General features: G+C 71.9%; 16 protein-coding genes, 5 tRNA genes and 1 riboswitch. Of the genes, 11 read left to right on the forward strand and 10 right to left on the reverse strand.

The genetic code is table 11. The features are described from left to right. Positions 1-32 precede the first annotated feature (32 nt). The 5 genes from hrpA to C3489_RS23445 form a co-directional block, all read right to left on the reverse strand. On the reverse strand, positions 33-3,977 hold the full coding sequence (gene hrpA, locus C3489_RS23425) for an ATP-dependent RNA helicase HrpA (RefSeq protein ID WP_103784008.1): 3,945 nt from the start codon (positions 3,975-3,977) through the stop codon (positions 33-35). A 97-nt stretch (positions 3,978-4,074) separates the two neighbouring features. Then, positions 4,075-4,148: transfer RNA gene (locus C3489_RS23430), tRNA-Phe, on the reverse strand. A 22-nt stretch (positions 4,149-4,170) separates the two neighbouring features. After that, positions 4,171-4,248, reverse strand: a tRNA-Asp gene (locus C3489_RS23435). 60 nt (positions 4,249-4,308) lie between these two features. Further along, positions 4,309-4,381: transfer RNA gene (locus C3489_RS23440), tRNA-Glu, on the reverse strand. An 81-nt stretch (positions 4,382-4,462) separates the two neighbouring features. Further along, positions 4,463-6,049 (reverse strand): metallophosphoesterase, encoded by a 1,587-nt coding sequence (locus C3489_RS23445; RefSeq protein WP_103784009.1) that lies wholly within the window; start codon positions 6,047-6,049, stop codon positions 4,463-4,465. Between the two features lie 83 nt (positions 6,050-6,132). On the opposite strand from C3489_RS23445, the gene C3489_RS23450 reads away from it, so the two are divergent. The 4 genes from C3489_RS23450 to C3489_RS23470 all read left to right on the forward strand — a co-directional run bounded on the left by C3489_RS23450 (position 6,133) and on the right by C3489_RS23470 (position 11,263). Then, a complete protein-coding gene (locus tag C3489_RS23450; protein ID WP_103784010.1) occupies positions 6,133-6,483 on the forward strand; it encodes a metallopeptidase family protein in 351 nt (116 codons plus the stop codon). Positions 6,484-7,314: 831 nt separating this feature from the next. Further along, positions 7,315-9,432, forward strand: coding sequence for a DEAD/DEAH box helicase (locus tag C3489_RS23460; RefSeq protein WP_103784011.1), 2,118 nt, complete (start codon positions 7,315-7,317; stop codon positions 9,430-9,432). A 123-nt stretch (positions 9,433-9,555) separates the two neighbouring features. Beyond that, positions 9,556-11,091 carry an amino acid permease gene (locus C3489_RS23465; RefSeq protein WP_103784012.1) on the forward strand — a complete coding sequence of 512 codons (1,536 nt, stop codon included), beginning with the start codon at positions 9,556-9,558 and terminating at the stop codon, positions 11,089-11,091. 99 nt (positions 11,092-11,190) lie between these two features. Beyond that, positions 11,191-11,263 (forward strand) — tRNA-Lys (locus tag C3489_RS23470). Positions 11,264-11,324: 61 nt separating this feature from the next. Here the strand turns inward: C3489_RS23470 and C3489_RS23475 are convergent. Next, positions 11,325-12,455 (reverse strand): dihydrofolate reductase family protein, encoded by a 1,131-nt coding sequence (locus tag C3489_RS23475; protein WP_103784013.1) that lies wholly within the window; start codon positions 12,453-12,455, stop codon positions 11,325-11,327. Between the two features lie 122 nt (positions 12,456-12,577). Between C3489_RS23475 and C3489_RS23480 the strand changes: the two genes are divergently transcribed. The 6 genes from C3489_RS23480 to C3489_RS23505 all read left to right on the forward strand — a co-directional run bounded on the left by C3489_RS23480 (position 12,578) and on the right by C3489_RS23505 (position 17,993). Then, positions 12,578-13,081 (forward strand): MarR family winged helix-turn-helix transcriptional regulator, encoded by a 504-nt coding sequence (locus C3489_RS23480; protein ID WP_103784014.1) that lies wholly within the window; start codon positions 12,578-12,580, stop codon positions 13,079-13,081. A gap of 144 nt (positions 13,082-13,225) precedes the next feature. Next, positions 13,226-13,870: a GTP cyclohydrolase II gene (gene ribA / locus C3489_RS23485; RefSeq protein ID WP_103784015.1), complete on the forward strand. Its 645-nt coding sequence runs from the start codon at positions 13,226-13,228 to the stop codon at positions 13,868-13,870. An 82-nt stretch (positions 13,871-13,952) separates the two neighbouring features. Then, a tRNA-Met gene (locus C3489_RS23490) sits at positions 13,953-14,026 on the forward strand. Positions 14,027-14,363: 337 nt separating this feature from the next. Next, positions 14,364-15,494: a PP2C family protein-serine/threonine phosphatase gene (locus tag C3489_RS23495; protein ID WP_374936769.1), complete on the forward strand. Its 1,131-nt coding sequence runs from the start codon at positions 14,364-14,366 to the stop codon at positions 15,492-15,494. A gap of 225 nt (positions 15,495-15,719) precedes the next feature. Continuing rightward, a riboswitch (cyclic di-AMP (ydaO/yuaA leader) is annotated at positions 15,720-15,875 on the forward strand. An 11-nt stretch (positions 15,876-15,886) separates the two neighbouring features. Next, positions 15,887-16,921 carry a M23 family metallopeptidase gene (locus tag C3489_RS23500; RefSeq protein WP_103784017.1) on the forward strand — a complete coding sequence of 345 codons (1,035 nt, stop codon included), beginning with the start codon at positions 15,887-15,889 and terminating at the stop codon, positions 16,919-16,921. A gap of 127 nt (positions 16,922-17,048) precedes the next feature. Continuing rightward, the gene (locus C3489_RS23505) at positions 17,049-17,993 is read left to right on the forward strand and encodes an aldo/keto reductase (RefSeq protein WP_103784018.1); all 945 of its coding nucleotides are present in this window, start codon (positions 17,049-17,051) and stop codon (positions 17,991-17,993) included. Between the two features lie 63 nt (positions 17,994-18,056). Here C3489_RS23505 and C3489_RS23510 read toward each other — a convergent pair whose 3' ends face one another. The 4 genes from C3489_RS23510 to C3489_RS23525 all read right to left on the reverse strand — a co-directional run bounded on the left by C3489_RS23510 (position 18,057) and on the right by C3489_RS23525 (position 23,236). Further along, positions 18,057-19,388, reverse strand: a complete 1,332-nt coding sequence (locus C3489_RS23510) for a PrsW family intramembrane metalloprotease (protein WP_103784019.1) — start codon at positions 19,386-19,388, stop codon at positions 18,057-18,059. A 50-nt stretch (positions 19,389-19,438) separates the two neighbouring features. Further along, a complete protein-coding gene (gene trmB, locus C3489_RS23515; RefSeq protein WP_103784020.1) occupies positions 19,439-20,323 on the reverse strand; it encodes a tRNA (guanosine(46)-N7)-methyltransferase TrmB in 885 nt (294 codons plus the stop codon). Positions 20,324-20,517: 194 nt separating this feature from the next. Next, positions 20,518-21,738 (reverse strand): L-2-hydroxyglutarate oxidase, encoded by a 1,221-nt coding sequence (gene lhgO, locus C3489_RS23520; protein ID WP_103784034.1) that lies wholly within the window; start codon positions 21,736-21,738, stop codon positions 20,518-20,520. A gap of 76 nt (positions 21,739-21,814) precedes the next feature. Beyond that, the gene (locus C3489_RS23525; protein ID WP_103784021.1) at positions 21,815-23,236 is read right to left on the reverse strand and encodes an MFS transporter; all 1,422 of its coding nucleotides are present in this window, start codon (positions 23,234-23,236) and stop codon (positions 21,815-21,817) included. A 703-nt stretch (positions 23,237-23,939) separates the two neighbouring features. Here C3489_RS23525 and C3489_RS23530 point away from each other — a divergent pair. Further along, the gene (locus C3489_RS23530) at positions 23,940-26,045 is read left to right on the forward strand and encodes an asparagine synthase-related protein (RefSeq protein ID WP_103784022.1); all 2,106 of its coding nucleotides are present in this window, start codon (positions 23,940-23,942) and stop codon (positions 26,043-26,045) included. The last annotated feature ends 265 nt before the right edge of the window (positions 26,046-26,310 follow it).

A 26,310-nucleotide genomic window follows, 5' to 3' on the forward strand; every position in this document is an offset into this window, starting at 1 on the left:
CCTGGTCGAACTCACCCTCCGTGCCCGTCCCGTCACGGCGCAGCGGCGTCGATCGCCTTCACGATCCGCTTGTCCGAGATCGGATACGCCGTGCCCAGCGCATGGGCGAAATAGCTCACCCGAAGCTCCTCGATCATCCAGCGGATGTCCAGCACCTGCTGCGGCACCGGCCGGCCCCGCGGCATCTGCTCCAGCAGCCACGCGTACTCGTCCTGCATCTCGTGGACCTTCTCCATACGCGTGGTGTCCCGCTGCACGTTCGTCGGCATCTGCTGCAGCCGACGGTCCGCCGCGATCAGATAGCGCATCAGGTCCGGCAGCCGCCGCAGCCCCGTCGCCGTCACAAAACCCGGCCGCACCAACGCATCCAGCTGCTTGCGCACATCCTGCAGATTCGCCAGCAGCGCCGGACTGCTCACCGCCTTCAGCCGGCGCTCACAGGCCTGCCACGCCGCCAGCACCTGCTGGACCTGGCCCACCGTGCGCACCGTCGCGTCCACGATCTCCGCGCGCACCTTGTCGTACAGCTTCCGGAACGACTCCTCGTCCCACGCCGGCCCGCCGAAGTCCCCGATCAGCTTGTCCGCCGCCGCCATCGCACAGTCGTCGAACAGCGCCTGGATCGACCCGTGCGGATTCGCCGACAGCGCGAGCTTCTGAGGGTTCGTGAGCTTCTCGGATGCGAACTTCGCCGGGTTGACCGGGATGTTGCGCAGGATCAGCCGCCGCGTGCCCTTCCACATCGCCTCCGCCTGCTCCGCCTCCGTGTCGAACAGGCGCACGGAGACCGTGTCACCGTCGTCCACCAGCGCCGGATACGCCTTCACCGGCTGCCCCGCGCGACGGGTCTCGAAGACCCGGCTGAGCGTGCCGATCGTCCAGTCGGTCAGCCCCTTGCGCTCCAGGGACTCCCCGCCCTGACGCTCCGCCGTCGCCGCCGCGGCCTGCGAGAGCGCCTTGCGGGCCTTCGGCTTCAGCCTGAGCTTCAGCGCCTCCAGGTCCTTGTCCTCGGCCAGCTTCCGCCGCCGCTCGTCGACGATCCGGAAAGTGATCTTCAGATGGTCGGGGACCTTCGCCCAGTCGAAGTCCTCCGCCTCGAACGGGACACCGACCATCCGCTTCAGCTCACGCGCCATCGTCACGGTCAGCGGCTCCTGCAACGGCGTCGCCCGCTCCAGGAACGCCTTCGCATAGTTCGGCGCCGGCACATAGTTACGGCGGATCGGCTTCGGCAGCGACCGGATCAGCTCCGTGACCAGCTCCTCCCGCAGACCCGGGATCTGCCAGTCGAAGCCCTCGTCGACGACCTGATTGAGCACCTGCAGCGGGATGTGGACCGTCACACCGTCCGCGTCCGCACCCGGCTCGAACTGGTACGTCACCCGGAACTTCAGCGGACCCTGCCGCCACGCATCGGGATAGTCGGCCTTCGTGACCGCCTCCGCCGACTCCCGGATCAGCATCTCCCGCTCGAAGTCCAGGAAATCCGGCTGCTCATGCCGCTTGCGCTTCCACCACGAGTCGAAATGCGCACCCGACACCACATGCTCGGGCACCCGCTGGTCATAGAAGTCGAACAGCGTCTCGTCATCCACCACGATGTCGCGACGCCGCGCCCGATGCTCCAGCTCCTCGACCTCGCTGAGCAGCCTGCGGTTGTCCGAGAAGAACTTGTGATGCGTACGCCAGTCACCCTCCACCAGCGCGTTGCGGATGAACAACTCGCGGCTGACCTCGGGATCGATCCGGCCGTAGTTCACCTTGCGCTGGGCGACGATCGGCACGCCGTACAGCGTCACCTTCTCGTACGCCATCACCGCCGCCTGATCCTTCTCCCAGTGCGGCTCGCTGTACGTCCGCTTGATCAGATGCCCGGCGAGCGGCTCCACCCACTCCGGCTCGATCTTCGCGTTGACCCGCGCCCACAGACGCGACGTCTCCACCAGCTCCGCCGACATCAGGAAACGCGGCTGCTTCCTGAACAGCGCCGAACCCGGGAAGATCGCGAACTTGGCGCTACGAGCACCCAGATACTCGTTCTTGTTGCCGTCCTTGACGTCCTTCATCCCGATGTGGGACAGCAGACCGGCCAGCAGCGAGACATGGATGCGATCGGCCGGCGCATCGTCCTCGTTGACCCGGATCCCCATCTGCTTCGCGACCGTGCGCAGCTGCGTGTAGATGTCCTGCCACTCGCGAATCCGCAGGAAGTTCAGATACTCCTGCTTGCACATCCGCCGGAACGAACTGGACCCCCGCTCCTTCTGCTGCTCACGGATGTACCGCCACAGATTCAGATACGCGAGGAAATCACTCGTCTCGTCCTTGAACCGGGCGTGCTGCTGGTCCGCCTGCGCCTGCTTGTCGGCGGGACGCTCACGCGGATCCTGAATGGACAGCGCCGCCGCTATGACCATCACCTCGCGGACACAGCCGTTCCTGTCCGCCTCCAGCACCATCCGGGCCAGACGCGGATCCACCGGCAGCTGGGCGAGCTTGCGCCCCGTGTCCGTCAGCCGCTTGCGCGGATCCTTCTGCGCCGGATCCAGAGCATGCAGCTCCTGCAGCAGCTGGACACCGTCGCGGATGTTGCGGTGATCCGGCGGATCGATGAACGGGAACTTCTCGATGTCACCGAGCCCCGCGGCCGTCATCTGCAGGATGACCGAGGCCAGGTTCGTCCGCAGGATCTCCGCGTCCGTGAACTCCGGGCGGGCCTCGAAGTCCTCCTCGCTGTACAGCCGGATACAGATACCGTCCGACGTACGGCCACAACGGCCCTTGCGCTGATTCGCGCTCGCCTGCGAGATCGGCTCGATCGGCAGCCGCTGCACCTTCGTGCGATGGCTGTACCGGCTGATCCGGGCGAAGCCAGGATCGATCACATACTTGATACCGGGCACGGTCAGGGACGTCTCGGCGACATTGGTCGCCAGAACGATCCTGCGCCCACTGTGCGGCTGGAAGACCCGATGCTGCTCCGCATGCGACAGCCGGGCATACAGCGGCAGCACCTCCGTGAACCGGTACTGCTTCTTCACCAGCGCGTCCGCCGTGTCCCGGATCTCCCGCTCACCGGAGAGGAACACCAGGATGTCCCCCGGCCCCTCCGCCATCAGCTCCTCGACCGCATCCGTGATCGCGGTGATCTGATCCCGGTCCGCGTCATCGCCGTCCTCCTCCAGCAGAGGCCGGTAACGGACCTCCACCGGATACGTCCGGCCACTGACCTCGACGATCGGCGCATCACCGAAGTGCCGCGAAAACCGCTCCGGATCGATCGTCGCCGACGTGATGACGACCTTCAGATCCGGCCGCTTCGGCAGCAGCTGCGCCAGATACCCCAGCAGGAAGTCGATGTTCAGAGACCGCTCGTGCGCCTCGTCGATGATGATCGTGTCGTAGGCGCGCAGCTCGCGGTCCGTCTGGATCTCGGCGAGCAGAATGCCGTCCGTCATCAGCTTGATGAAGGTCGCGTCCGGATTCACCTGGTCGGTGAACCGCACCTTCCAGCCGACGGCCTCCCCGAGCGGCGTGCGCAGCTCCTCCGCCACCCGCTCCGCGACCGTACGAGCGGCGATCCGGCGCGGCTGCGTGTGCCCGATCATGCCGCGCACACCCCGGCCCAGCTCCAGACAGATCTTCGGGATCTGCGTGGTCTTACCGGACCCGGTCTCACCAGCGACGATGACCACCTGGTGATCACGGATCGCCGCCGCGATCTCGTCCTTCTTCTGGCTGACCGGAAGCTGCTCGGGATACGACACGGCGGGCACCCGCCCACGCCGGGCGGCCATCCGCTCCTCGGCCTTGCCGACCTCGGCCTCGATCTCCGCGACAACAGCGGCACGCGCCTCCGGCTTCCGGATCTTGCGCGCACCTTCGAGCCTGCGCCCGAGCCGGTGCGCATCACGCAGGGACAGCTCGGACAGACGGGGCGCGAGAGCGCCGAGGGCGGGGGCAGGGTGCGTAGACATACGCGATCCAGGATCTCACCTCACGGAAAATCCTGGCGACTGGATTTGGGGCGGGGAGAACAACAAGGCCCCGATCCGGGGATCGGGGCCTTTGCTGTGGCTGGGGCCGGGGTCGAACCGGCGACCTATCGCTTTTCAGGCGATCGCTCGTACCAACTGAGCTACCCAGCCGTCAAGGCCTTTTGTAAAGCCTTGGCGGTCCTGACGGGATTTGAACCCGCGGCCTCCACCTTGACAGGGTGGCGAGCACTCCAAACTGCTCCACAGGACCAAGTGGTGTCTGCGCTTGTCTTCGGCTGACGCCTAGGACAGTGTCGCACACGATACTGCGTGCCCCCAACGGGATTCGAACCCGTGCTACCGCCTTGAAAGGGCGGCGTCCTAGGCCGCTAGACGATGAGGGCTATCGGCCCGCCTGGGCGCTTCTCAGCGCGTCGGGGACGTGAGAAGCATATGGGATGGCGGGGGGTATCGCCAAAACGGTTTCAGGGGCGGGTGGGCGACGGGCCCGACCGGGACGGCGGGGTCGTGGGTGAGGGAGACTGCGGGGTGGGTGTCGCGCCTGGCTGGTTGTCCTTCGGGAGGTGGCGGCTCACCTCCGCTGTCGTCAGGCCCAGGCCGCCCAGTTCGATCTCGTCCCAGGCCTGCAGGCGGTGAGTGTCGCGGTCCAGGTAGAGGATCGAGGCCTCGATCGGGTCGGGGTGCTTGCCCTCCACCGCGCGCAGGCCGCTGCCGCCCGTGGAGCCCTCGACGCGCAGCCGGGTGCCGTAGCGGAGGATCTCGGTCGCTTCGTGGTGGATGTGGCCGGCCAGGGCCAGCGGGACCTCGCCGTCCGTCTGGCGGGCGGCGACCGGTTCGTGGGCGATGGCGATGTCGACCGGCGTGCCCTGGGCCTTCTGGTCGCGCAGCGCGGAGGCGAGGCGGGCGCCGGCCAGTTCCTCGGCCGCGTCTCCGCCGGGCTGGACGGAGCGGTCGGGGGTGTACTGGGGGTCGCCGATGCCGGCGAAGCGCAGTCCGGCGACCGTGACGGCGCGGCCGTCGTCCAGGACGTGGACGTTCTTCAGGTGTTCGAGGTAGCGCTGGGTGGTCGCGGAGTCGTGGTTGCCGCGGACCCAGATGTAGGGGGCGCCCAGGTCGGGGATGGGGTCGAGGAAGCCGTTCTCGGCGGCGGTGCCGTGGTCCATGGTGTCGCCGGAGTCGACGATCACGTCGGCCTTGTACTGCTCGACGAGCGAGCCGATGATCTTCCAGCTCGCCGGGTTGAGGTGGATGTCGGAGACGTGCAGGACGCGGATCGTGGTGGGGTCCGGCTGGAAGGCGGGGAGCGTGGAGGTGACGTCGTAGAGCTTGGTGACGTTGGTGACCAGGCGGGCGAGTTCCTTCTGGTAGACGTCGAACTCCGTGACGATGCTGCGGGCGTTGCCCACCAGGGAGGGGGCCGAGGAGAGCAGGCCGGAGAACTTGGGTTCGAGGACGGACTTGGGGTTCCAGGTGGCGTACGCGGTCACTCCGGAGGCGGCCAGGAGGGTGAGGGCGAGGCCGCCGGCGGTGAGGGCGCGGCGGGGGCGGCGGTAGACGGCGAGGCCGAGGGCGGTGGCGCCGGTGACGACGGCGACGCCGGAGCGCAGGGCGAGGTCGAGGGTGCCGTGTTCGACGTCGCGGGTGACTTCGTCCTGGAGGCCGGAGATGCGTTCGGGGTGGTCGACGAGGGCCTGGGCGCGGTCGGGGTCGAGTTGGTCGACGTTGACGTCGAGGCGGACGGGGGCGTGGTGGCTGTCGAGGTGGAGGGCGCCGAGCGGGGAGACGTTGATCTTCGTGCCGCCGGTGAGGGAGGGGCGCAGCGTCATGGTCGTGTCCATGGGGCCGACGGGTGTCCGGACGTCGCCGACGACGAGCAGGCCGAGCCAGGCGCCGATGAGGACGACGGTGATGAGGCCGCAGGCGCGGAGCCAGGGGGAGGGCTCGTCGGTGAGGGTGGGGGCGGGGTCGGCGGTCGTGCGGGGTGCCTTCCGGATCTTCCGGGCCTTCCATGCTGTGCGGGCGTGCCGGGTTGCGACGGGGACGCGGGCCATTGGTCCCGTATGCCCAGGTGCGGGGGTGGATATGCGGCGGCTTGTGACGGCCGTACGCGGGTGTCGTGGCGGACAATGGCGGTGTGCTGGAGATGACGCGCGAGGAGTTCGAGGAACTGGTCGCCGAGGCGTTGGACCGGATTCCGCCGGAGCTGACGCGGCTGATGGACAACGTCGCGGTGTTCGTGGAGGACGAGCCGCCGGCGGGTGATCCCGAGCTGCTCGGGCTGTACGAGGGCACGCCGTTGACGGAGCGTGGGGAGTGGTACGCGGGGGTGCTGCCGGATCGGATCACCGTGTTCCGGGGGCCGACGCTGCGGTTCTGCGGGAGTCGTGAGGAGGTCGTCGAGGAGGTCGAGATCACGGTGGTGCACGAGGTCGCGCATCATTTCGGGATCGACGACGCCCGGTTGCACGCGCTGGGGTACGGATAGGCGGGTGCGCGCGCCGGGCCGTGGCGGGGCGTGTCCTCTTGTGGGCGGCGGGAGTTGGGCAGGTTGACTCTCCCTCATCCCGGAGGTGGCTTCCGTGCGCCGCTTGTACGTACCCGTCCGCTTGGCCGCCGCGGTGATGGCCGTGGCCGCGGCCGCCGGCTGTATGAGCGTGGGGGACGAGGACGGCGGCGGGGCGAGGCCGTCGCATTCGGCGGGGTCGCGGGGCGGTGAGGGGCCCGACGGGGGTATGGCGGTGCCGGGGGTCGGTGGGGAGGGTGGGGGCGGGCGGGACGCTCATGGGCATGGTGATGCCAAGGGCGGGGCGGGTGCGAGCGCGCAGGCGAGTCCTTCGGTGTCGGTGCCCGGTGTGTCGTCCGTGCCGCGGGTGAGCGGTGGGCCGTCGGTGGCGCCGCGGCCCGAGCAGCCGTCCGAGCCGTCGTCGCCCAGTGCGCAGCCGTCCGCCGTGCACTCGACGCCGCCGGCGGAGCCGTCGCCGGAGCCGTCGCAGCCGCCGGCGTCCTCGGAGCCGCCGACTCCGCAGCCGTCGTCGTCGGCGCATGAGGAGACGGCTCCACAGTTGATGCAGCGGGAGCCGGCGCCGGAGGCCGGGGAGCCGGTGTGAGCAGCGGCTCATTGGCGCGGTTTGCCTTCAGGGGTGTGAGGTGCGTATGGTGGTAGATCGTTTGATCCCATTTGCCCGGCGCCAACGCAGAAGCGCGCCGTGTGGCGCGTACTCTCCCTTGCCGTGGCGGACCGCATCGAGGCGGTCGTGTGCGAATCACGGAGTTGACGGGCGCGTGCCGACGAGACTCCGGAAGGTTTCGCATTCGCATGTCCATTGCCAGTACTGATCACGTCGTCGTGTCCGAGGAGAACAGCTCCGAGGACGCCCCTGAGATCACCTTCGCCGGCCTCGGTCTGCCCGAGGGCGTCGTGCGCAAGCTCGCGCAGAACGGCGTGACCACCCCCTTCCCGATCCAGGCCGCGACCATCCCGGACGCCCTGGCCGGCAAGGACATCCTGGGCCGTGGCCGCACCGGCTCCGGCAAGACCCTGTCGTTCGGTCTGCCGACCCTGGCCCGTCTGGCCGGCGGCCGCACCGAGAAGAAGCGCCCGCGCGCGATCATCCTCACCCCGACCCGTGAGCTGGCCATGCAGGTGGCGGACGCGCTGCAGCCGTACGGCGACGTCGTGGGCCTGCGGATGAAGGTCGTCTGCGGCGGTACGTCGATGGGCAACCAGATCTACGCCCTGGAGAAGGGCGTCGACATCCTGGTCGCCACTCCGGGCCGGCTGCGCGACATCATCAACCGCGGCGCCTGCTCGCTGGAGGACGTGGAGATCGCCGTCCTCGACGAGGCCGACCAGATGTCGGACCTGGGCTTCCTGCCCGAGGTGACCGAGCTGCTGGACCAGGTGCCGGCGGGCGGTCAGCGGATGCTGTTCTCCGCCACGATGGAGAACGAGATCAAGACCCTGGTCGACCGCTACCTGACCGAGCCGGTCCTGCACGAGGTGGACGCGGCCCAGGGCGCGGTGACGACCATGTCGCACCACATCCTGATCGTGAAGCCGAAGGACAAGGCGCCGGTCACCGCGGCGATCGCTTCCCGCAAGGGCCGCACCATCATCTTCGTGCGCACCCAGCTGGGCGCGGACCGTGTGGCCGAGCAGCTGCGCGACTCCGGTGTGAAGGCGGACGCGCTGCACGGCGGTATGACGCAGGGTGCCCGCACCCGGACGCTGGCCGACTTCAAGGACGGGTATGTCAACGTCCTGGTCGCCACGGACGTCGCCGCTCGCGGTATCCACGTCGACGGCATCGACCTGGTGCTGAACGTGGACCCGGCCGGCGATCACAAGGACTACCTGCACCGCGCGGGCCGTACCGCGCGTGCGGGCCGTACGGGCACGGTCGTCTCGCTGTCCCTGCCGCACCAGCGGCGTCAGATCTTCCGCCTGATGGAGGACGCCGGTGTGGATGCCGCGCGTCACATCATCCAGGGCGGTGCCTCCTTCGACCCGGAGGTCGCCGAGATCACCGGCGCCCGTTCGATGACGGAGGTCCAGGCCGAGTCCGCGGGCAAGGCGGCTTCGCAGGCCGAGCGTGAGGTGGCTCAGCTCACCCGTGAGCTGGAGCGCGCCCAGCGGCGTGCGGCGGAGCTGCGCGAGGAGGCGGACCGGCTGGTGGCCCGGGTGGCCCGGGAGCGGGGCGAGGACCCGGAGGCGGCTGTGGAGGCCGCGGCGCAGGCGGTGGCCGAGGTGTCGGTGCCGGAGCAGCCGGGTGCGCAGGACGTGGACCGGGCCGAGCGTGAGGAGCGTCCGGCGGCTTCGTCGTCGTACGAGCGCCGGGAGCGCCGCGACGACCGTGGTGACCGGGGCGACCGCGGTGGGTTCCGTCGGGACGACCGCCGGGACGAGCGTCGGTCGTACGACCGTGACGAGCGGCGTTCCTTCGACCGTGAGGACCGTCGTCCCTCCGACCGCCGGGACCGTGAGCGCGGCTTCGACCGCCGGGACGGCGAGCGCGGTGAGCGCGGCGACCGTGGCGGTTTCCGCCGCGACGACCGCCGGGACGAGCGTCGTCCGTTCGACCGTGACCGTGGCGGGCGTTCCTTCGAGCGCCGCGACGGCGAGCGGGGCGAGCGGGGCGACCGTGGTGGCTTCCGCCGCGACGACCGTCGCGACGACCGCCGGGACGAGCGTCGTCCGTTCGACCGCGACCGTGGTGGCCGTTCCTTCGAGCGCCGCGACGACCGTGGCGGGTTCCGCCGGGACGAGCGTGGTGGGCACCGTGCCGGTGACCGCCCGTTCAACCGTGACCGCCGCGACGACCGCCCGGGCTTCCGCACCGGCGGCCACGAGCGCCCCTACGGTCGCCGTGACGACCACCGTGGTGGCTCCTTCGGCCGCCGCGAGGACAAGCCGCGCTGGAAGCGCAACGGCTGATCCGGCGCAGAACTGAGCGCGAGGCCCGCACGACTTCGGTCGTGCGGGCCTTTCCCTTTCCTTTCCCTCCCCACCTCTCCATGTGACGCATGCCACAGCACTGTCAGGGGAATCGCTGGGGGCATGACAACAAACGGCTCACCGGGCGGGGTGTCGGACGAGGAACGCCTGGCCCAGCTCGGTTACACGCAGACGCTCGCCCGCCGTATGTCGGGGTTCGCCAACTACGCGGTCTCCTTCACGATCATCTCGGTGCTGTCGGGCTGCCTGACGCTGTACCTGTTCGGCATGAACACCGGCGGGCCCGCCGTGATCACCTGGGGCTGGGTGGCCGTCGGCCTGATGACGCTGTTCGTCGGCCTGTCGATGGCCGAGATCTGCTCGGCGTACCCGACCTCGGCGGGCCTGTACTTCTGGGCGCACCGTCTGGCGCCGCCGCGGTCGGCGGCCGCGTGGGCGTGGTTCACGGGCTGGTTCAACGTCCTCGGGCAGGTCGCGGTGACCGCCGGCATCGACTTCGGCGCCGCGTCCTTCCTGGGCGCCTACCTGAACCTGCAGTTCGGCTTCGCGGTCACCCCGGGCTGTACGGTCCTGCTCTTCGCGGCGATCCTGCTGCTGCACGGTCTGCTGAACACGTTCGGGGTGCGCATCGTCGCCGTCCTCAACAGCGTCAGCGTGTGGTGGCACGTGCTCGGCGTGGCGGTGATCGTCGGCGCGCTGGCGTTCGTGCCCGACCACCACCAGTCGGCGTCGTTCGTCTTCGGACGGTTCGTCAACCACACCGGCTGGGGCAGCGGCGTGTACGTCGTGCTGCTCGGGCTGCTGATGGCCCAGTACACCTTCACCGGCTACGACGCCTCCGCGCACATGACGGAGGAGACGCGCGACGCGTCGACGGCGGGACCGCGGGGCATCGTCCGGTCGATCTGGACGTCGTGGCTGGCGGGCTTCGTCCTGCTGCTGGGTTTCACCTTCGCGATCCAGTCGTACGACGGTGCGCGCACGTCCGCGACCGGCGCCCCGCCCGCGCAGATCCTGCTCGACGCGCTCGGTGCGACGGCGGGCAAGCTGCTGTTGCTCGTGGTGATCGGCGCGCAGCTGTTCTGCGGGATGGCGTCGGTGACCGCCAACAGCCGCATGATCTACGCGTTCTCGCGCGACGGCGCCCTGCCGTACTCGCGCGTCTGGCACACCGTCAGCCCGCGCACCCGTACGCCGGTCGCCGCGGTGTGGCTGGCGACGGGCGGGGCGCTGGCGCTGGGCCTGCCGTATCTGATCAATGTCACGGCGTACGCGGCGGTGACGTCGATCGCGGTGATCGGTCTGTACATCGCCTATGTGATCCCGACGCTGCTGCGGCTGGGGCGGGGCGACGACTTCGAGCGGGGGCCGTGGCATCTGGGCCGCTGGTCGCGGGCGGTCGGGGTGGTCTCGGTGACCTGGGTCGGTGTGATCACGGTGCTGTTCATGCTGCCGCAGGTGTCGCCGGTCACCTGGGAGACCTTCAACTACGCCCCGGTCGCCGTCCTCGTCGTCCTCGGCTTCGCGGCGGCCTGGTGGCTGGCCTCGGCCCGCCACTGGTTCCTCGACCCCCATCACGCCCGCACCCGGGCGCGTGAGGCGGCGCGTGCGGGGGCCGTCGAAATGGTCGATCCCTGACACTTGCGGCAGGGTCCGGCACTCCGACGCGGCCGGGTCACCGATACCCGATCGGCGACGCGGCCTCGTCCGGCTATGCTCGGGGAGGCAACATCGCCTGGGCCCTTAGCTCAATTGGCAGAGCAGTGGACTTTTAATCCATTGGTTGTGGGTTCGAGTCCCACAGGGCCTACGCACCAGAGCCCCGGCCGGGATCGCTTCCCGGGCGGGGCTCTCGCCTTGACCGGGTGCCGTCAGCCGAGCAGATGCCGGTTGGGTTCCTTCGCGGCCGTTTCGTACTCCGGCAGGACCACGACGTCGGCGCCGCCGGCCGCCAGCACCCCGCTTCCGTCGGCCTGCGTGACGAACGTGTCCGGTTCCCGCCAGGCCGTCACCACCCGGCGTACGCCCGCCCGCAGGATCAGCCGGGCGCAGGGGTGGGGGCGGGAGGCGCGGCGGGCGCAGGGCTCCAGGCTGCTGTAGACGGTGGCGGTGGGCAGGCGGGGGTCGTCGGCGGGGATCTTGGCGAGGGCCGCTTCCTCGGCGTGGACCGTCGGGTCGCCGGCCTCGCGGGAGTGGCCGCGGGCCAGTTCCGTGCCGTCGGCGGCGACGACCACCGCGCCGACGCTGAAGGCGGTGTCGGAGGGCGGGCACCGGGTGGCCAGTTCGCAGGCGAGGTCCAGCCAGTGGCGGTCGGCCGGGGCGGTGTGCGGGCCGGCGCCGGGGGCGGTGGGCACGTAGCGCATCAGGACGACGTCGCCCAGCTGCCGTGTCTCCAGCAGGCGCAGCCGGCCTCGCTGGTAGGGGCCGGGGCCGAAGAGGCGGGGGGCCTTCGGGTCGCCGACGAGGAGGGGGGACAGGACCAGCTGGAGTTCGTCGGCCAGTTGCCGCTGGAGCAGCTGGGTGTGGATCGTGCCGCCGCCTTCGACCATCAGGCTCCGTACGCCCCGGCTGTCGTGCAGGTGGTCGAGGAGGGCGGGCCAGTCGAGCCGGTGGCCGAGGGGGACGATGTCCGCGGTGAGGCCGGCCCGGCTTGCCCGCTCGGCGCCCTGGAGGGTCGTGTAGAGGATCTTCTCGCCGCCCGTGTGCCAGAAGTTCGCCGCCGGGTCGAGGTCACCGGAGGCGGAGACCATGACCTTCAGGGGGTATTCCGGCTTCCCGGCCGCCACCCGTGCCGCCCGCCGGCGCGGTGAGTTCACCAGCAGCCGCGGGTTGTCGGCGCGCAGGGTGCCGGCGCCGATGAGGATCGCGTCGGCGGACGCCCGTACTTCATCGACCCGGTCGAAGTCGGTGGGGCTGGACAGCAGCAGGCGCTCGGGGCCGGTGTCGTCCAGGTAGCCGTCGAGGGAGACGGCCGCGGACAGCAGGACGTACGGGTGGGGCATCGACGCGCTCCCCGGCGGGTGAGTGGGCGGGCTGGCTGGGCCCATTGTGCGGGCACGGCTCGTGCGGGCGCGGGTCCGCGGCCCAGCTTGGTTCAAGTTTGAAACAAACCTACACTGGAGGCATGACGACCCGCTGGCTCACCCCCGAGGAGCAGCGTGCGTGGCGTGCCTATCTCGCCGCCACGCATCTCCTGGAGGACGCGCTGGACCGGCAGCTCCAGCAGGACGCCGGCATGCCGCATCTGTACTACTCCGTCCTGGCCACCCTGTCCGAGGCGCCGCGGCGGCGGCTGCGGATGACCGATCTCGCCGAGGCGCTGAAGATCACCCGCAGCCGGCTGACGTATGCGGTGACCCGGCTGGAGAAGGACGGGCTCGTGGTCCGCGAGAGCTGTCCCTCGGACAGGCGCGGCAGCATCGCCGTGCTGACGGACGACGGACTGGCCCACGTGGAGCGCGCGGCTCCCGGCCATGTCGAGACCGTACGGACCGCGCTGTTCGACCACCTCGGCCCCGAGCAGGTGGGGCAGCTGGAGGAGATCAGCGCCGCCATCGCGCGGGCGCTGCAGGGGGCGGCCGCCGAGGACGTTCCCTGGCGCAGGCGCTCCACGCCGCCCTGTTCGTGAGGCGCGTCACATCGCTTCCGGGCCTGCTCATCTCCGGCGGGGGTCCGTGTGCCGCATTGCTTCAAATTTCAAGCAGGAGTAGGGTCCGGGGTTACTGCTTCAAATCTGAAGCAGACGTGAGGAACGGAACCCGGAGAAAACCGCATGGCCGACACCCCCGTTGTCCCCGCCGCCACGCCGCGCGCCCGCGTCCGGGTTCCGCTGCACTTCGCCGACGGCTACCGCGCCGACGCCGAACTGGTCACCTTCCACGGCCTCGCCGACGGCCAGGAGCACGTGGCCGTCGTCCTCGGCGACCCGGGCGAGGTGCCGCTCGTCCGCCTCCACTCCGAGTGCCTGACCGGCGACGTCTTCGGCTCCGCCCGCTGCGACTGCGGCCCCCAGCTGCGCGAAGCCGTCGAACGCATCGCCGACCGGGGCGGCGTCCTGCTGTATCTGCGCCAGGAGGGGCGCGGCATCGGGCTGTACAACAAGCTCGACGCCTACGCCCTCCAGGACCGGGGCCTGGACACCTACGCGGCCAACGCCGCCCTCGGCCTGCCCGAGGACGCCCGCGACTACACGGCCGCCGCGCAGATGCTCACCGCCCTCGGGATCGGCGCGCTGGATCTGCTGTCCAACAACCCCGACAAGGCCGGCCAGCTGCGCGCCCTCGGGATCGACGTCCGCGACCGGGTCCCGACCGGCGTCTTCCCCACCCCGCACAACGTCCGCTACCTGCGCGCCAAGGTCCTGCAGACCCAGCACACGCTGCCGCTCGCCGACCTCGCGGAACGCGGCGTGGGCTGAGCGCGCGAGGGGGTGCGACGGCCCCGTGCGGAAACGTGGTCGTGGGCCGCCCCGCGGATGCCGTACACTGGAGTCACAACGACGCGGGGTGGAGCAGCTCGGTAGCTCGCTGGGCTCATAACCCAGAGGTCGCAGGTTCAAATCCTGTCCCCGCTACTGAAGGCCGAGGGCCGGGAACCATGAGGTTCCCGGCCCTCGGTTTGTTGTCCTCCGTTGCCGGCCCGGGTTCATCCGGTCGGCCCTCACCGCTCGCCGCCCACCCCCGCACCGGAAAACCTGGACGGGCGGGACGACGGCACACAGGGACGGTGGGAGACGAGCGGTGCGGCCTTCAGACGGGACGGACGACGGACCGTACCCCGGACCCGGCGTCTCCGTCCCCGGCCATGCCGCGGGGGCGTGCTCGGGCGCCGGCGAGCGCGTCGCCGATGCCCCCGTGCCGCGCCCCGGCCCGGTGCCGGAGCCGGTGCCGCGCTCCCTGCCCAGTCCCGGTCTGGGACTCGGCTTCGGGGGCGAGACCGTGCCGCGGCCCGAGGAGGGGCGGCGGATCTCCCTCGCGCGGGCCTTCGTACGGATCCTGCCGGTGCTGCTGATCACCGCCGGTGCCCTGTACGACTACGGCACCCCGTCCGACTTCACCGCGGCGCCCTTCTTCACCGCCGCGCCCCTGGTCGCCGCCCCGCTCTACAGCCGCCGCGGCACCGTGCTCACCGGGCTCGCGACCGTCGCCGTCGTCCTCGCGCTGCACGTCGCCCTAGGCATCGTCGGGGACACCGACGCCGTGACCGAGCTGGCCACCGTCGCCACGGTCGCCGTCCTCGCCGTCCTCATCAACGCCCTCGTGCGCCGTCACAGCGAGCAGCTCGCCTCCGCGCGGGAGATCGCCGAGGCCGCCCAGCGCGCCGTCCTGCCCGAACCCGCCGAGCGGATCGGCGCCTTCCGGATCGCCGCCTGCTACGAGGCCGCCCGCGCCGACGCCTTCATCGGCGGCGACCTGTACGCCGTCCAGGACAGCCCGTACGGCGTGCGGCTGATCGTCGGCGACGTGCGCGGCAAGGGCATGGGCGCGGTGGCCGCCGTCGCCGTGGTGATCGGGGCGTTCCGGGAGGCCGCCGAGCAGGAGGCCGACCTGGAGGCCCTCGCCCAGCGGCTGGAGCGCGCGCTGGCCCGGGAGGGCGCCCGGCGCGACGGGCTCGACGCGTTCGAGGGGTTCACCACCGCCGTCCTCGCCGAACTCCCGCACGGCGACGGCGTCGCCCGCGTCCTCAACCGCGGTCACCCGCCGCCCGTCCTGCTGCACGCCGACGGCACCCTGCGCATGCTGCTGCCCGCCGAGCACGCGCTGCCGCTCGGCATGGGCGAGCTGGGCCCGTGGCCCGGCCGCGCCGACGAGGCCGCCTTCCCCGCCGGGGCCACGCTGCTGCTGTACACCGACGGCCTGTCCGAGAGCCGCGACCGCCACGGGCGTTTCTACGACGTCGAGGCGCGGCTGGCCGGCCGGGTTGTCGACACCCCCGCCGCCCTGCTCGCCGAGGTCGCCGAGGACGTCCGCAGGCACTCCGGGGGCGGCATGGCGGACGACATGGCGCTGCTCGCCGTACGCCGTGAAGGTCACCGTGTGTGAGGGGACGACCGCCCTGTGCATAACAATTGACACACCATCACCAAAACCGGGTTTTGGACGTGACGGCTGAGGGGCGGTCAACTCGCCCGCTTTGCACCGGTCGTGCCATGTAAGTCCGGGCCGGAAATGTTAATGATCAAGTGGAACGGCTTGGAATCCGGCCGCCAAGTCTATTAACGTTCGATAACGCAGCGCGGTCGTCCCAGCCGTCACAAGAGGCGGCTCCGTGCTCACGCGCCGAATCCCGTAGGGAACCGGGGAACCACCACCTTGGGGTGAATCACGCGGAAGCCGCCGTCGAGTGACGAGCGGTATACGCGCGTAGGAGACCTTCCTGCTCCGAACCCGTCAGCTAACCCGGTAGGCGAACGGAAGGAAAGGAGTACGCCCGCGTGGCGTCCAACCGGCCTGCCCCGACAGCCCCGTTCGTGCCGAGTCAGCAGGGCCCCGAGACCTTCGTCTACGGCGGCCACCGCACCGACGAGGGCCCGTGGGAGGAGTGGAACCCCACCGAGGACTCCGTCCGCCCCGTCCGCGGCCGGCACCGCGTCGCCAAGCAGCGCGGCGGACTCGCCCGCAGCTCCACCGTCCTCGGCGTCGGCGTCATCGCCGCCGTCGGCGCGGGCGGCATGGCCAGCGCGCAGACCGGCAAGCCGCCGGTGTCCATCTCCATGCCGGACCTGCCCTCGGTCGGCTCCCTGCTCCCCGACCACGAGGAGACCGAGCCCCAGGGCTCCGCCACCCCGCTCAGCGACATCGCCGTCGGCTCCGCCGACACCGAGCAGGGCACCGGCGACGCCGGGGAGGCACTGCGCAACCGCATCATGGCCCAGGCCGAGTCGCAGCAGGTCCAGGTCGACGCCAAGGCGCAGGCCGCCACCGAGGCCGCCCTCGCCAAGCAGGCCGCCGACGCCGCAGCGCAGGCCGAGAAGGAGGCCGCCGCCAAGGCCGCCGCCGCCAAGGAGAAGGCGGAGGAGGAGGCGAAGCAGAAGGCCGAGGCCGAGCGCCTGGCCGCCCTCGCCAAGCAGTACACGCTGCCGACCTCCTCGTACACGATCACCTCCACCTTCATGCAGGCCGGCTCCATGTGGTCCTCCGGCTACCACACCGGCCTCGACTTCGCCGCCCCCACCGGCACACTGATCAAGGCCGTGCACAGCGGCACGATCACCGAGGCGGGCTGGGCCGGCTCCTACGGCTACCGCACGATCCTCACCCTCGACGACGGCACCGAGCTGTGGTTCTGCCACCAGTCGTCGATCAGCGTCAGCGTCGGGCAGAAGGTCGCCACCGGTGACGTCATCGGCCGCGTCGGCGCCACGGGCAACGTCACCGGGCCGCACCTGCACCTGGAGGTCCACCCCGACGGCCAGGCCTCCGGCATCGACCCGATGGCGTGGCTGCGCGACAAGGGCCTCACCCCCTGACACCGCGCTCCCAGATCCCCGGCGGTCCTGACGGCAACCCCCCGACGTCAGGGCTGCCGGTCGGTGTTTGCACGGTGTTGGTTTGCGTGCGGAATGGGTCGATCCCCTCCGGTCGTTGACACGGAGCATGACTGCACTGCGCAAGCTCGGCACGTCCGGCATCGAGGTCTTCCCGCTCGCCCTCGGCGGCAACGTCTTCGGCTGGACCGCCGACGAGACGACCTCCTTCGCCGTCCTCGACGCCTACACCGCCGCCGGCGGCAACTTCGTCGACACCGCCGACTCCTACTCCGCCTGGGTGGAGGGCAACCAGGGCGGGGAGTCCGAGACGATCATCGGCAACTGGCTCAGGGCCCGGGGCAACCGCGACGACGTCGTCATCGCCACCAAGGTCAGCCAGCACCCCGAGTACCAGGGCCTGAGCGCCGAGAACATCAAGGCCGCCGCCGACGCCTCCCTGCGCCGTCTGGGCACCGACCACATCGACCTCTACTACACCCACTTCGACAAGCCCGAGGTGCCGGTCGAGGAGATCATCGGCGCGCTCGACGAGCTGGTGAAGGCCGGCAAGGTCCGCCACATCGCCGCCTCCAACATCTCCGCCGAGCGCCTGCGCGCGTCCCTGGAGTTCTCCGACCGCGAGGGCCTCGCCCGGTACGTGGCGCTCCAGCCGCACTACAACCTGGTCTCCCGCGACACCTACGAGGGCGAGCTCCAGGACCTCGCCGCCCGGGCCGGCCTCGCCGCGGTCCCGTACTACGCGCTGGCCTCCGGCTTCCTCACCGGCAAGTACCGCCCCGGTACGACGGTGGACAGCCCGCGGGCCGGCGGCGCCGCCCAGCACCTTCGCTCCGAGCGCGGCCGGGCGGTCCTCACCGCGCTGGACGAGATCGCCCAGGCCCACGACGCGCCCGTCGCCGCCGTCGCCCTGGCCTGGCTCGCCGCCCAGCCCACCGTGATCGCCCCCATCGCCTCGGCGCGTACTCCGGACCAGCTGCCGGACCTGCTGGCCGTGGCGGACCTGACCCTGACGGAGCGGGAACTGGACCGGCTGACGCAGGCGTCTGCCTGACCGGTCCGGCAGCGGTCCGGCCGGCTGCCGGTGGCGGCCGTCCCGCCGGTTTTCGCGGGACGGCTACGTCCGGTAGGGGTTGTACGCCGGATAGGCCGGATGAGGGGTGTGGTGGGGCATCGCCGTCGCCGGGGCGTGCCACGGGTGCGCGGGCCACGGAAGCATCACCGGGACCGGGGGCGCCGCCGCACGCGCCCCGTACTCCAGGGCCGGGCGGGCCAGCTCCCGGCGCCGCCACAGCTCGTTGAGAAGCTCCCTCTCCCGTACGACGAAGTCGGCGCCGGCGCGGCCACTGCGGCCCCGGTGCCGCAGGAACGCCAGGGACGTCGCGTACGCCTCGTACCGGGCGACCTCCTTCGCGGCCGCCTTGCCCAGGTGGTGGCCGGCGTACTCGCGGGCCAGCCGCCGTGCCCGCATCGAGCCCAGCGCGAACGGCTCGGCGGGCGCCAGCCAGCCCGCGGCCACGTACGCGGGCAGCTCCTCCCGCACCGTGCGCAGCTCACGCTGTCGGGTCCAGACCACCAGCCAGGTCAGCAGCCCGAACGCGGGCACCATGAAGGCGCCGTAGACCGCGAAGAAACCGAACGGGCCGAAGGACGCGGAGCCGTTCCAGAAGGCGTGCATGCCCATCGCGAGCAGCAGCCCGCACAGCGGCAGGAAGACCCTGCGCAGGCGCTGGCGGTCCCCGGCGAGCGCGGCGATGCCGAAGCCGATGCCGGTCAGGACGGTGAACAGCGGGTGCGCGAACGGCGACATGATCACGCGGACGAAGAAGGTCGCCGCGGTGACGGAGGCGATGCCGCGGTCGCCGGTGAGCTGGTCGGTGCCGAAGGCGGTGCCGAGGTAGAGGATGTTCTCGGTGAACGCGAAGCCGGTGGCGGTGATCCCGGCTATCACCACCCCGTCGACGATCCCGGTGAAGTCACGTCTGCGGAAGAGGAACACCAGCAGGACGGCGGCCGCCTTCGCCGACTCCTCGACGATCGGCGCTATCACGGTCGCCCCGAGGGTGTCCGCGCCGGACGGGTCGGCGGTCGTCGTCGCTATCCACTTCGTCGCGAAGCTGTTGGCGACGATCGCTATCAGCGCCGCCGCACAGGCGCCCCAGGAGAAGGCGAACACCAGGTTCCGCCAGGGGCCGGGCTCGACCCGGTCCAGCCAGCGGAAGGCGGCTATGAGCAGCGGCACGGGGAACACGGCGAGCCCCAGGCCGACCAGGAAGCCCTCGGTGCCGGTCTGCTCGCGCACCAGGGCGAGGATGACCATGCCGGACAGGGCGAGCAGCGTGATGAGCGCGCCGTACCGCACCCACCTGCGCTGCCACCAGTGCGGATGGCGGATCGCACCGCTGGTGGGGCCGCTGGGGTACGTCGGGTACGGGGGACTCGTGGCCACGGCATTGACCCTAACGAGGGAGGGCGCCGCCCGCGATGTCGACGGCGGCGTCAGTGCGGATCTTGGTGTTCTTCGAGGGTGCGCTGCTGTGCTCGGTCTCGGTGCGGTACGCGGCGGAAGAGCAGATCGTTCACGAGGTGCCCCTTGTCCAGGCCCTGCCCCTCGAAACGGGTCAGCGGCCGGAAATCGGGGCGCGGCGCGAAACCGCCGTCCGGCTGGGTGTTCTCGAAGTCGGGGTGCGCGCTGAGCACCTCCAGCATCACTTCGGCGTACGGCTCCCAGTCGGTGGCGCAGTGCACGATCGCGCCGGGCTTCAGCCGGGTCGCGGCGAGCGTGAGGAACTCCGGCTGGATCAGCCGGCGCTTGTGGTGCCGCTTCTTGGGCCACGGGTCGGGGAAGTAGACGCGCAGGCCGTCGAGGGAGTCCGGGGCGAGCATCTCGCGCAGCAGGATGATCGCGTCGCCGTTGCCGACGCGGACGTTGGACAGGCCGTTGTGGTCGGCGAGGTTGAGCAGGTTGCCCTGGCCGGGGGTGTGCACGTCGACGGCGAGGATGTTGGTGCCGGGGTCGGCGGCGGCCATCTGCGCGGTGGCCTCGCCCATGCCGAACCCGATCTCCAGCACGACGGGGTTGTCGTTGCCGAACAGCTCCGTGAGGTCGATGACGCGCTGCCCGTCGATGTCGAGTCCCCACTTGGGCCACAGCCGCTGCAGGGCGTCCGCCTGGCCGGCCGTCACCCGGCTGCGGCGCGGCTGGAAGCTGCGGATGCGGCGCTCGAAGTGCGAACCGGCGGGGTCGGCCTTCGGCCCGTCCGGAAACCGCGGCTCCCCCTTGGCCCGGCTGTGCCGCACGGACACACCGGGCACATGCGGGACCGGCTCACCGGAGGAGGGGGCGGGCTGGGGGGCTTCGGGGGCGTTGAGGGAGTCAGACACAGTGCATCGATTGTACGGAGGCGCGCTGCGGGGTGGGGGTGCGCTGTCGGTGGGGGTGGGTGCGGGGCGTCTTGCGTCTGCGGGTCGCGTCGTGGCTGGTCGCGCAGTTCCCCGCGCCCCTTTTGGGAGGCACCTCGTCGCGCCTAGCTGCGTGACCCACCCCCGGCCTCCTGCAGCACCGGGCACCGGACCGCTCAGGCCGAGCCGAGTGCTGACAGTGCCCTGCGGGCCACCTCCCGGCCGATCGGGAGCGACGCGGTCGCCGCCGGCGAGGGGGCGTTCAGGACGTGCACCGCCCGCGCCCCCTCCCGGATCAGGAAGTCGTCCACCAGCGTCCCGTCCCGCAGGACCGCCTGCGCCCGCACCCCCGGCTCCGCCCGCACCAGATCCCGCTCCTGCACCGCCGGCAGCAGCCGCCGCACCGCGTCCACGAACGCCCCCTTGGACACCGACCGCCGCAGCTCCCCGGCCCCGTAGCGCCAGTGCCGGCGGGCTATCCGCCATGACCCGGGCCAGGCGAGCGTGCCCGCCAGCTCCCGGGGCCGCACGACCCCCCAGCCGTAGCCCTCCCGGGCCAGGGCGGGCACCGCGTTGGGGCCGACGTGGACGCCGCCGTCGATGCCCCGGGTGAGATGCACCCCGAGGAAGGGGAACGCCGGGTCCGGCACCGGATACACCAGGCCCCGCACCAGCTCCGGCCGCGCCAGCTCGTAGTACTCCCCCCGGAACGGCACGATCCGCACCTCGGGGTCGTCCCCGGTCAGCCGGGCCACCTCGTCGCAGTACAGCCCGGCGCAGTTCACCAGCACCCGGGCCCGTACGACGTCGCCGCTCGCCGTGCGCACCGCGACCCCGAGCGAGGGCCGCCGGTCGACCTGGACGACCTCCGCGCCGTAGCGGATCTCCGCCCCGGAGGCCCGTGCGAGCTGCCGGGCGACGCCGACGAAGTCGCATATCCCCGTCGTGCCGACGTGGATCGCGGCGAGGCCGCGCACCTCCGGCTCGTACTCCGCGATCTGCGCGGCGCCCAGCTCCCGCACCGGGATGCCGTTCTCCCGGCCGCGCTGCACCAGCGCGTGCAGCCGCGGCAGCTCGTCGCGGCCGGTGGCGACGATCAGCTTGCCGGTCACGGCGTGCGCGATGCCGTACTCGGCGCAGAACTTCACCATCTCCGCCGCGCCCCGCACCGCGAACCGCGCCTTGAGCGAGCCCGGCTTGTAGTAGATCCCGCTGTGGATGACGCCGCTGTTGCGCCCGGTCTGGTGCCGGGCCGGGCCCGGCTCCTTCTCCAGTACGGTCACCCGCGTGCCCGGCGCGGCGCGCGTGATCGCATACGCCGTGGACAGGCCGACGATCCCACCGCCCACCACCAGCACGTCACAGTCGTACGCGACCCCCTGCCGCACCTGCACCACCTCCCGCATCGATAGTGCACTGCGCCACTGACAACGCCTTCAAACGCGCGAACCCGCGGCGCTGTGCCCGGCCCGCTCAGGCCGTCGTCAGCAGCGGCCGGGCCCGCTCGCGCAGCTCGACCACCCGCGGCTCGTCCCCGTACGGCTCCAGCCGGTGCAGCAGGTCTTTGACGTACTCCGTGGTGCGCGCCGAGGAGATCCGCCCGGCGACCTCCACCGCGCGCACGCCCTGCTCGCAGGCCGCGTCGAGGTTCCCGGACTCCAGCTCGGCGACGGCGGCGACCACCAGCCGCAGGCCGTGCGAGCGGACGAACTCCTCCGTCGGCTGCGACAGCGCCTGCTCGGTGAAGCGGCGCACCTGCCGGGGCGCCTTCAGATCGCGGTAGCACTCGGCGGCGTCGGCGGCGAACCGGTCGTAGGAGTAGAAGCCGAGCCAGGACGGGTCGTTGTCGCCGGGCCGGGCGCGCTCCAGCCAGCTCTCGGCCGCCTTCAGTGCGGCTCCGGCGGCCTGCGCGTCACCGGCACGCGCGTGCGCGCGTGCCTCGACGAGGCGGAAGAAGCTCATGGTGCGGGCCGTGGCCAGCCCACGGTTGCGTTCGAGTGCGGCCTGCGCGAGGTCGACGCCCTCGTCGCCGAAGCCGCGGTAGGTCGCCTGCAGCGACATGGAGGCCAGTACGTAGCCGCCGAGAGGGACGTCCGCGGCGGCGCGGGCCAGGCGCAGCGCCTGGATGTAGTAGCGCTGGGCGGCCTCCTGCTGGCCGGTGTCGAAGGCCATCCATCCGGCGAGCCGCGTGAGTTCGGCGGTCGCGCCGAACAGGGCGCGGCCGACCTCGTCGGAGTAGGAGCCGAGCAGCAGCGGTGCCGCCTCCACCCTTAAGCACTCCGGCACCATCGACGAACGCCAGTCCCCGCCCCCGTACTTGGAGTCCCACCGCCGGGCGTCCTCGGCGGCCTCCCGCAGCTTCTGCACATCGCTGTGGCCGACTTTGATCGGTGCTCCGGCGCTCTCCGCGGGGTTCGCCTCGCGCGCCACCGAGCTGTCGGCCGGGGTTATCAGCCAGCGTGAGGCGGGGGTCGCGTAGGCGCTCACGGCGAACGATCCGGCCAGCGACTGCCAGATGCCGCCGGTGCCGGCGCGGCGCCCGGCGAGGTCGAGCCGGTACAGCTCGGTGGCCGAGCGCACCGCCTGTCCGACGTCCCGGGGGAAGGCGAGGCCGACTTCCGGGGCGGGGTCGGCGTCGGCCAGGCCGATCTCGTGCAGCGGCACCGGCCGGCCGAGCTTCTGGCCGATGGCGGCCGCGATGAGGTGGGGCGCGGCACCCTGCGGCACCATGCCCTTCGACACCCAGCGCGCCACCGAGGTCTTGTCGTAGCGAAGGGTCAACCCGCGCTGGGCGCCGAGGTCGTTGACCCGGCGGGCGAGTCCCGCGTTGCTGATTCCCGCGAGGGCGAGAACGGCGCCGAGCTTTTCGTTCGGCCCGCGTTGCTCCCTGGACATGGCCACCCCTCGACACAGACGGCTGTCGCGCTGGCATAACCACGCGGCATTCGTAAACCCAGCGTAGTTCCTCGGATTCCAAGCGTTAAGGGGCTTTGTTCCGGTTGGCGGGATTGTGGCCCGCACGGGAGTACGGGGCCGTGCACGCTGTGTCGCGGCGCGCTCCCGACGTGTGGCCGTGCGCCCGTCCGTGCGCTCTACTCCGGCCACCGCGGGAGCGATTCCATGGGTGGTGCGTGGGTCGGCCCGCTGTACTGGATCCAGTGGGCTGGGGGACACCGCCGTCTACATCCCCGCGGGCGGCGGAACGGTCCGGGAGGCGTCACAGGCCTCCCGGACTGCGCGCACGCCGGTCGTGCGCAGAGCCTGCACGGAGCGTGCACGGGGATGATCCAACGGCCGTGCCGCAGCGGCGATTTGGCCGAAACTCGACCCCGCTCTTCTTGTTTGATTCCCCCTCTCACCACGGCAGTTGGGGGCGCGCGCGGTATTGCGTGGGAGCGCGCAGGGGGCGCATTCGCGCCGCGGTTGCCGTACCGCGCGCGGGAGTCGACGGTGGCGCGGACCCGTCGCAGGGGGCACGTGGGGGGCGCACTTCGGGGAGTGCGCGTGGCTCTGTCGGCCCTCCACGGCGTGTCCTTCGTGGCAGCATGGTGAACCGTTCGTACGGTGCACTGGTTGTCCACAGCCTGTGGAGGCGTCGATGCGGTGGTTGGTGGGATGGAGCAGCACCGCCGCGGGGGCCGCCGTGACCGACGCGGGCACGGCCGGTGCGACCGGGTTCGACGGCGAGACCGTGCACCCGGTGGGCTCCCAGCTGCTGTGGGGCGACCCCGACCCGCTGTGGGCCGTCGGCGACTGGCGGCCCGACGAGGTGCGCGTCGTCAAGGCCGACGAGCAGACCCGCATCGCCGTCCTCGGCCTGTGCGGGGCGAGCGACGAACAACTGCGGGTCGGGCTGCTGGCCGCACGCGGCGGCGCCCTGCGCCATCTCACCGCGTGGCCGGGCAGCTACACCGCCGTCGTCAAGGTCGGCCGCCGCGTCACCGTCTGCGGCGACCTCGCCGGCGCGCGCCCCGTCTTCTACACCCCCTGGGCAGGCGGCACCGCCTACGCCACCGCCGCGCTGCCGCTCGCCGACCTCATCGAGGCCAACCTCGACTTCGGCCACCTCGCCGCCCTGCTGGCCGCCCCCGACGTACCGGCCGCGCTGCACGACTCCACGCCGTACGCGGGCGTGCACCGCATTCCGCCGGGGCACGCGCTGATCCTGCGCGCCGGGGCCCGGGAGATCGCCGGGTACGAGCCCGTCGCCTCCCTCGCGGTCGCCGCGCCGCCGGCCGACCCGGACAGCGCGGTCGACGGCGTACGGGACGCGCTGATCGAGGCGGTACGCGCGCGTATGGCCGCGCCCCGGCACGTGCCCGACCTCGATCCCGGCCCGGTGCCCGGCATGGGGCCCGCCGAACGCCGCGCCGCCCGCGGCATGCCGGTGCCCGGCATCGGCGCCGACCTCTCCGGCGGCCCCGCCTCCGGCACGCTCGCGCTGCTGGCCGCCGGGCTGCCCGGGAGGCCGGGCACGCTCCTCGGACACGGCACGGGCGCGGGGGAGCGGCTGCTGGCGGTCACCTTCAACGACCTGGCCGTCGCCGGGCGCGAGGCCGAGCTGGAGCGGGCCGGTGTGCTCGCCGCCAATCCCCGTCTGCACCACGTCGTCGTGGCCGGCGGGGAGGAGGTCCTGCCGTACGCCGTTCTGGACGGGCCGCTCACCGATGAGCCGGGGCCGTCCCTGGTGACCGCCGCGCGGCACCGGGCCCGGCTCGCCTCGGGCAGCGCCGACCACTTCATCGGGTACGGCGCCCGGCAGGTGCTCGACGCCCATCCCGCGCGCCTGGCCGACCTGCTGATGGACCGCAAGCGGCGGCATCTGGTGCGGCCGGTGGCCGCGCTTGCCAAGGCCGACGGGTCCGTGCTGGTCCCCGCGCGCGTGTACGCCGCGGCCCGGCGTCTGGCGCGTACGCCGTACCGGACCGGGCTGGAGGTGCTCGCCGCGCGTCTGCTGGAGCGGCGCGTCGACGAGCCGCAGGGGGCCGTGGGGGCGTCCCTGGCGGCGCTCACCTGGGCCAGACCCGGGCCTGCGGCGCGGTGGCTGACCGGGGAGGCGCTCGCTGAAGTATCGGTTCGCCTGCAGGGGGCGACGCATCGGTCCGGGGTGGGGCCGGGGCAGCGTCCGGGTGACTATCGCGCGCGTGCGGCGCTGGCCCGGCACGCGGCGGATCTGCGGGTGCTGGAGCAGGCGGCGGAGATCCGCAGCCAGCGGCTGCACGCTCCGTTCCTCGACAACCAGGTCGTGCGGGCGTGCCGGGCGCTGCCGGAGACGCTGCGGGTGCGGCCGGGGGCGCGGGCGGAGATTCTGCGTACGGTCCTCAGGGGCGCCGGTGTCACCGACCTTCCGGCGGGCTGGGGTGCGCCGTCACATGCCTCGACCGCGGCCGCGGCGCGTACGGGGCTGCGGGTGGCCGCCGATCCGCTGCAGGCGCTCTTCGAGACGCCGCTGCTGGCGGAGGCGGGGCTGGTGGAGGCGCGGGTCGTGCGCGAGGCCCTGCGGGGGGCGGCCGCGGGTGAGCCGTTGCCGTTGGACGGGCTGGCCGAACTGATCTCCCTCGAACTGTGGCTGGGGCGGCTGCTGGCGCGGCGGGGGACGTGCTGGACGGGCACGCCGGCGCGTGCGCGCGCGGTGCCGGGGGGGATTGTGCGGCCTCGGGTGGAGGTGGCGCCGGTACGGGGGATCGGGAGCGGACGGGGGTGACGGCGCGGGTGCCTGCGGCGCCGGGCCGGTTTTCGTCTGCGGGTGCGTGGTGGCTGGTCGCGCAGTTCCCCGCGCCCCTTTCATGCCTGCGGCGGCCCGTCGCTGTCGCGTCGTGGCTGGTGTAGCGCCTTGTGTCCGGTGGGTGGGTCGGGGCCGGGGTGGGGGGTCTCCGTCCTCGGTCCGGCCCACTGTCCCCGACACGGTCACCGTCGGCGGTGCCGGCCGCTGCGGGCGGACACCCCCCACCCCGTCCCCTTCTCGCCGT

It is taken from the genome of Streptomyces sp. Ru71 (assembly GCF_002920535.1).
In the GTDB taxonomy this organism is placed as follows: Bacteria; Actinomycetota; Actinomycetes; order Streptomycetales; family Streptomycetaceae; genus Streptomyces.